Source organism: Nonomuraea sp. SBT364, assembly GCF_001083785.1.
Taxonomy (GTDB): Bacteria; Actinomycetota; Actinomycetes; order Streptosporangiales; family Streptosporangiaceae; genus Nonomuraea.
The window spans coordinates 1-6,186 of record NZ_LAVL01000279.1 but is presented as its reverse complement, the minus strand read 5'-3'; the positions used below and the strand labels follow the sequence as shown (position 1 = coordinate 6,186).

6 protein-coding genes are annotated in these 6,186 nt (G+C 73.7%); 1 reads left to right on the top strand and 5 read right to left on the bottom strand.

Annotated elements, in window-relative coordinates; genetic code table 11:
* The 5 genes from ADY59_RS46110 to fabG form a co-directional block, all read right to left on the bottom strand.
* Nucleotides 1–2,152 (bottom strand): beta-ketoacyl-[acyl-carrier-protein] synthase family protein (locus ADY59_RS46110; RefSeq protein ID WP_049577328.1); only part of this gene is annotated, 2,152 nt, incomplete at its 3' end.
* 31 nt (nucleotides 2,153–2,183) lie between these two features.
* Nucleotides 2,184–3,248, bottom strand: coding sequence for an aminomethyltransferase family protein (locus ADY59_RS46105; protein ID WP_049577324.1), 1,065 nt, complete (start codon nucleotides 3,246–3,248; stop codon nucleotides 2,184–2,186).
* Between the two features lie 2 nt (nucleotides 3,249–3,250).
* Nucleotides 3,251–3,727, bottom strand: coding sequence for a 3-hydroxyacyl-ACP dehydratase FabZ (fabZ, locus tag ADY59_RS46100; protein ID WP_049577323.1), 477 nt, complete (start codon nucleotides 3,725–3,727; stop codon nucleotides 3,251–3,253).
* Nucleotides 3,724–4,014 carry an acyl carrier protein gene (locus ADY59_RS46095; protein ID WP_049577320.1) on the bottom strand — a complete coding sequence of 97 codons (291 nt, stop codon included), beginning with the start codon at nucleotides 4,012–4,014 and terminating at the stop codon, nucleotides 3,724–3,726. Before ADY59_RS46095 ends, fabZ begins: the two co-directional genes overlap by 4 nt.
* 38 nt (nucleotides 4,015–4,052) lie before the next feature.
* Nucleotides 4,053–4,781 (bottom strand): 3-oxoacyl-ACP reductase FabG, encoded by a 729-nt coding sequence (fabG, locus tag ADY59_RS46090; RefSeq protein WP_231619223.1) that lies wholly within the window; start codon nucleotides 4,779–4,781, stop codon nucleotides 4,053–4,055.
* A gap of 161 nt (nucleotides 4,782–4,942) precedes the next feature.
* Here fabG and ADY59_RS46085 point away from each other — a divergent pair.
* Nucleotides 4,943–6,186: FAD-dependent oxidoreductase (locus tag ADY59_RS46085; RefSeq protein WP_049577333.1), on the top strand; the 1,244-nt coding region annotated here is incomplete at its 3' end.

Genomic DNA, 6,186 nt, shown 5'->3' with positions numbered 1-6,186 from the left:
GGGCGGGGGTGATGCCGTCGCGGACGGCGCGGGCGGCCAGGGCGATGTTCATCGCGCCGGTGGCCGCCTGGCAGTCGCCGATCAGCGCCGCCGAGGCCGTGAACAGCGCCTCCGGCACGCGGGCCCGGACCGCCGCCGTCTCCTCGGCGTCGCGCGCCGGCCCGGTGGCCGCGCCGACGACCAGGCCGGGCGCCGCACCGGGCAGCTCCAGGCTGCGCGCCACCGCCTCGGGGTCCTCCCCCGGCACGTGCCGGGTCGCGGCCACCCTGGCGTACGGCCTGCCGCCCCGCCCGGCGCAGTGCCTGGCGGACTCCACGACGAACGCCACGGCCCCCGACCCGGCCACCTGAGGCACCGGAGCCCCGCCGGAACCCGGGGCGGGACCGGAGGCGGAGTTGGCGGGGGTTTCGTCGGCGGCGACGACGAGGACGACCTCGGCCTTGCCGGCGGCGATCATCTCCAGCGCGCAGTCGAGGGCGATGGACGCCGACGCGGCGCCGTTGCAGATGGTCGTGGTGGGCCCGCGCAGCCCGAGCGTCTGGCAGACCGCGCCCCCGGTGGCGTTCAGGACGACGTTGGAGAAGCTGAGGACGGCGGGCTTGCTGGGGTTGAGCGCGATGCTGTCGTCGAACCCGCCGGTGCTCTCGGCCGAGCCGGCGCCGGTGGCGAAGACCAGCGCGACGTCGTCCAGCGCCCGGCGCGGCAGCTTGAGCCCGGCGTCCTCCCAGGCGAGCCGGGAGGCGGCGATGGCCAGGCGGGACAGGCGGTTCATGTGCCGCCACAGCGAGCGCGGCGCGAACGTGCGGCCCTCCAGCGACGGGGCCCGCCCGTCGGCGGTGTGGCCGGCGGTGATGGCGGCGGCCGTCTCGGCGATGCCGGTGCCGGCCTCGGTGACCGGCCCGAGCCCGGTGATCACCGCGTCGCGGCGGGGCGCCGGCTCGTACGGGCGCGGGCCGCGCGGCCGGGTCAGCACGAGCGAGACGTTGTTGCCGCCGAAGGCGTAGTTGTTGGAGACGACGGTGTCGATGGGCATCGGCCTGGCCCGGTTCGGCACGTAGTCGAGGTCGGCCCGGGCGTCCTCGGCGGCGTCCTCGGCGGCGCCGTCGTCGAAGCCGATCGTGGGCGGCGCCACGCCGTGCCGCAGGGCCAGGACGGATGCGACGGCCTCGACCGCGCCGGCGGCGCCGAGCGTGTGGCCGACGAAGGACTTGATGCTGCTGGTGGGCACCTGGGCGGCCCGGTCGCCGAAGACCAGGCGCATGACCTTGGCCTCCATGGCGTCGTTGGCGGGGGTGCCGGTGCCGTGGCCGCTGACGTAGTGGACGTCACCGGGGGTGAGCCCGGCGTCGGCGAGCGCCCGGCGGACGGCGCCCGCGCCGCCGCGCCCGGTGGGGTCGGGGGCGGTGGCGTGGTAGGCGTCGGCGGACAGGCCGTAGCCGGCGACCTCCGCCAGCGGCGTGGCGCCCCGGGCCAGTGCCAGGTCCAGCGGCTCCAGCAGCAGGAACGCGGCGCCTTCGCCGAGGTTGAGCCCGTCGGAGTGGCTGTAGGGGCGGCACGGCCCGGTGCTCAGCGCCTGCAGTCCGGCGAAGCCCGCGTACGTGCCGAACAGCAGCGGGTCGACGCCGCCGGCCAGGACCGCGTCGGCCTCGCCGGTGAGGATCTTGTCCCTGGCCAGGCCGACGGCGTTGCCGCCGGCGGCGCAGGCGGTGGAGACCAGGACGCGCGGCCCGCCGAGGCCGAGCCGCCGCGCCACCACGTCGGCGGTGTGATGCATCGGCTGGTAGCGTCCCTGCGGCCCGGGGGTCGCCTGGCACTTGCCGAGGATGATCCCGAACCGCCCCGCCGCCGGGGTCCCCTGGCCGGGCTCCGCGCCCGGCAGGGGCAGGCCGGCCTGCTCGATCGCCTGGCGGGCGGCGACGAGGGCGAGCCGGGCGGTGCGATCGCCGGCTTCCTCGCCGGCGGAGAGCTGGGTGTCGATCCAGGCGTCGGGCACCTGCCCGGCGTACCTGGCGGCGAACACGGCGAACGCCGGGTCCTCGATCGGGGCGAGCCCGCCCCTGGCCGTGGTGAGCCGCGTCCAGAACTCCGCGGGGTCCCTGCCGGCCGCGCAGATGATGCCCAGGCCGGTGACCACGACGGGCCGCAGCGCCATGCTCTGCCTCCTTCTCCGGGTGACCGGCCGATCAGATGATCGGGATGCTCCAGCTCTTGGGCACGATGTACGGGCTGGTCAGCGTGGTGACGCCGAGTCCGCCGACGGTCAGGTCCAGGCCGGCCGCCGCGAGTTCGGGGTCGACGCGGGCCAGGCCGAGGGTGGCGCCGAGACCGGCGCTGTGCACGGCGTGGACGACCTCGCCGACGTCCTGGCCGCCGGCGAGCACGCGGGTGCCCGGCGCGGGCACGCCCTCGCAGCCGGTGAAGCCGACGGTGCGCCGCCCGCTCCCGGCCTCGAACGCCTCCAGCACGGCGGCGCGGCCGACGAAGTCGTCCTTGGTGATGTCGACGAGCCAGTTGGCGCCGATCTCGATCACCGTGGCGCCGGGTGTGGCCTCGTGGCGCGGGATCGGCTGGCGCACCTCCAGCATGGCCAGCTCCAGCGCCTCCTGCCCGGCGGCCTGGGCGTGCTCCAGCGCGCCCGCCCACAGGCCGGCCGACGCCTCGCGAGGGACGATCATCTGGTAGCCGTACTCGCCGGTGTAGCCGGTCCTGGCGAAGACGATGTCCACGTCGTCCCAGGTGGCCTCGACGACCGACTCGAAGGGCAGCGAGGCCAGCTCGCCGTCGATCAGCCGGCCGACCACGCCCCACGCGTAGGGCCCCTCCAGGCCGATGACCGTCAGGTCGGCGGAGCGGTCGGCGATCTCGGCGCCTTCGACGGCGTGGGCCAGCAGGTGGTCCAGCAGGCGGGAGCCGGCGCCGCAGGAGCTCTCCAGGAGCAGCCCGTCCTCCCTGCCGAAGGCGATGACCTGGTCCACGACCTGGCCGGAATCGTCGAGGACGAGGCTCATCATGCAGCGGTCGGAGGTCAGGTACTCCACGTCGCGGGCCAGGATCCGCTGGGCGAAGTCCACGGCGGCGGGGCCGGTGATCTCGATGAGCCGGTGCCCGCCGAGGTCGAGCACGGCCGCCCGTTCGCGCAGCACCTGATACTCCTCCGCGAGGGAGGAGAAGCGCAGCGGTACGGTGGCGTCGCCCACCTGGCCGTGGACGGTGTCCTCCGGATGCCGGGTCGCGAGGACGCTTGCCATGTTCACACCTTTCGCACGGAACGTTGGTTCGCCGGGTCGGCGATGGTGAGGTTTCCTTCGGCGGCGACCTGGCCGTCCACCCGGGCCGAGACCCGGTATTCGGCGAACCCGCCGCCGCCGCCGGTGCGCTCGGCCGTGAGCACGAGCTGGTCGCCGGGCACGACGGGGCGGCGGAAGCGCATCGCCCTGACGCCTGCCAGGTAGCTGATCTCGCTCGCCCCGGCCATGGCGAAGACCACGCCGGCGAGCTGGGCCATGGCCTCCACCATGACGACGCCGGGCAGGACGGCCTCGCCGGGGAAGTGTCCCTGGAACCACAGCTCGGTGCCGGTGACGTTCTTGGTGGCGGTCCCCTTGACGCCGGGGACCACCTTGCCGACGCGGTCGAGCAGCAGCATCGGCCAGCGGTGCGGGAGCACGGCGCGGACCTGGTCGTGGCTCAGCCCGTGGACGGGCGGCGCCTGCTCGGCCACCGTCATGCCGGCGCCCTCAGGGCGGGGTCGACCTCGTCGGCGAGGCGCGAGACCGAGCCGAACACCGCCATGTCGCTGTCGTACAGCGCGACGCCGAACTCGGCCTCGATGGCGACGTAGAGCTCCAGCACGTCGAGGCTGTCGAGTTCGAGGCCGCGGCCGAACAGCGGCTGGTCGTCGGTGATCCAGCCGGGTTCGATCTCCAGGTCGAGCCGGGAGACGATCATCTTCTTGATCTGGCTGCAGGTCTGCTGCCGCTGCGCGGCCCTGGCCCGCAGTTCGTCGATGGTCATGGGTTCTCCTTGTGCGCCGGGCTGCTGGTCGGGGCGGGTCACTGCAGGCCGCCGCCGTGCGCGACGACCACTGAGCCGGACATGTACGAGGCCTTGTCCGAGGCGAGGAAGCTGACGATGGAGGCGATCTCCTCGGGGCGGCCCATGCGGCCCAGGCGGATGCGCGACTCGTAGCGCTTCTTGATGTCGGCGGGCACCTTGCGGGTCATGTCGGTGGCGACGAAGCCGGGGGCGACGACGTTGGCGCGTACCCCGTGCGGCGCCGCCTCGTTGGACAGCGCGTGGGTGAAGGCGATGATCGCGCCCTTGGACGCCACGTAGTTGGTCTGGCCGGGGAAGCCGCCGTCGAGCCCGCTGGAGGAGGAGATCGTCACGATCGACCCGCTCCGCTGGTGCTGCATCACCTTGAGCGCTTCGCGGCAGGCCAGGAAGGTGCCGACGAGGTTGGTGTCCACGGGGGTGCGGAACTGCTCCAGGCTCATCGCGATGAGGTAGCGGTCCATGGTCACGCCGGCGCTGGTCACGAGCACGTCGAGGCGCCCGTGCTCGGCCCGTACGTCGCGGAAGAGCCGCTTGACGGCGTCCTCGTCGGTGACGTCCGCCTGCGCGGTGCTGGCGCTGCCGCCGTCGGCCGTGATCCGGCCGGCCACCTCCTTGGCGTCGTGCTCGGAGCGGGCGTAGTTCACGACGACGTGGGCGCCCTCCCGGGCCAGGTCGAGGGCGACCGCCCGGCCGATCCCGCGCGACCCGCCCGTCACCACGGCCACGGATCCTGGGGCAAAGAGCATCATCTCTCCAGGAATTCGATAATCACCGGATCGATCAACTGGATCTTCTCTCCATAAGCTACTAAGCCGCGATATCACGCCTGTATCACACAGATATCTGCGCATTGACCTGAATATTCGCGATATATGACCCTGGGGCCATGAATGAGCTCAATGTGGAAGTTCTGGTCGTCGGTGGCGGGCCCGTCGGACTCTGCGCCGCCATTGAGCTCGCCCGCCACGGAATATCGGTGCTCCTCGTGGAAAGGCACGCGGGCACGGCGATTTTCCCCAAGGCCCGCCTGATCAGCACCAGGACGATGGAGCTGCTGCGCGCTTGGGGGCTGCAGGAGGAGGTGGAGCGCGCCGGCATGCCGCGCGAGGAGTACCTCGCGGTGGGCGTCGGCAGCTCCCTGACCGCCCCGGACTTCGTCCGCTCCGCCGCCGAGCTGGACCGCGACGCCCCGCAGAGCCCCACCTACACGTTCCTGTGCTCGCAGGACCGCCTGGAGGTGATCCTGCGGCGTCACGCCGAGTCCCTGCCCGGGGCCGACGTCCGCTTCGGCGTCACCCTGACGGACCTGCGTCCCACTTCCGGCGGCGTGACGGCGACCATCGCCGACGCCGCCGGCCAGACGCTGGTGAACTGCCGTTACGCGGTCGCCGCCGACGGCAGCCGCAGCGGCGTGCGCGACCTGCTCGGCATCACCACGGAAGGGCCGCCGCCGCTCGGGCACATGATCAGCATCATGTTCGAGGCCGACCTCGGCTTCCTGCCGCCCGACCGGCGGGCCGCGCTGTCGTTCCTGCGCGATCCGCCGTGCGCCGTGGAGGCGGTGGACCACGAACGGCGCTGGATGGTGCAGACCGGCTACGAGCCGGAGCTCGGCGGCAGCCCGGCGGACTTCACCGAGGAGGCCTGCCTGGCGGCGGTGCGCGCCGCCGTCGGCGTGCCCGGCCTGCCGGTCACGCTGCTGGGCGTGATGCCGTGGCTGCAGCAGGCCATGGTCGCCACCGCCTTCCGCGCCGGGCCGGTCTTCCTGGCGGGCGACGCCGCGCACGTGGCGACGCCGCAGGGCGGGTTCGGCATGAACTGCGGCATCCAGGACGCGCACAACCTGGCCTGGAAGCTGGCCGCGGTGCTGCGCGGCACGGCGGGTGAGGCGCTGCTGGACACCTACGAGACCGAGCGCCGTCCCGTCGCGGCCCGCACGGTGGACGAGAGCCTGGACAACGCGCTGATCACCTTCGAGATGATGGAGGGGCGGCTGTCCATGCGGGAGGCGATCGAGCGGCAGGCGGGGCGGCGCAGCTGCGAAGGGCTGGTGCTGGGGTTCGCCTACGACTCCGCCGCCGTGCTGCCCGACGGCACCGCGCCGCCCGCCGGGGCCGGACAGCCACACGT

Excerpts from the sequence above, each read along its gene's own strand:
- ADY59_RS46095 (WP_049577320.1), bottom strand. The coding sequence starts at position 4,014 with ATGACCATCGACGAACTGCGGGCCAGGGCCGCGCAGCGGCAGCAGACC.
- fabZ (WP_049577323.1), bottom strand. The coding sequence starts at position 3,727 with ATGACGGTGGCCGAGCAGGCGCCGCCCGTCCACGGGCTGAGCCACGAC.
- ADY59_RS46105 (WP_049577324.1), bottom strand. The coding sequence starts at position 3,248 with ATGGCAAGCGTCCTCGCGACCCGGCATCCGGAGGACACCGTCCACGGC.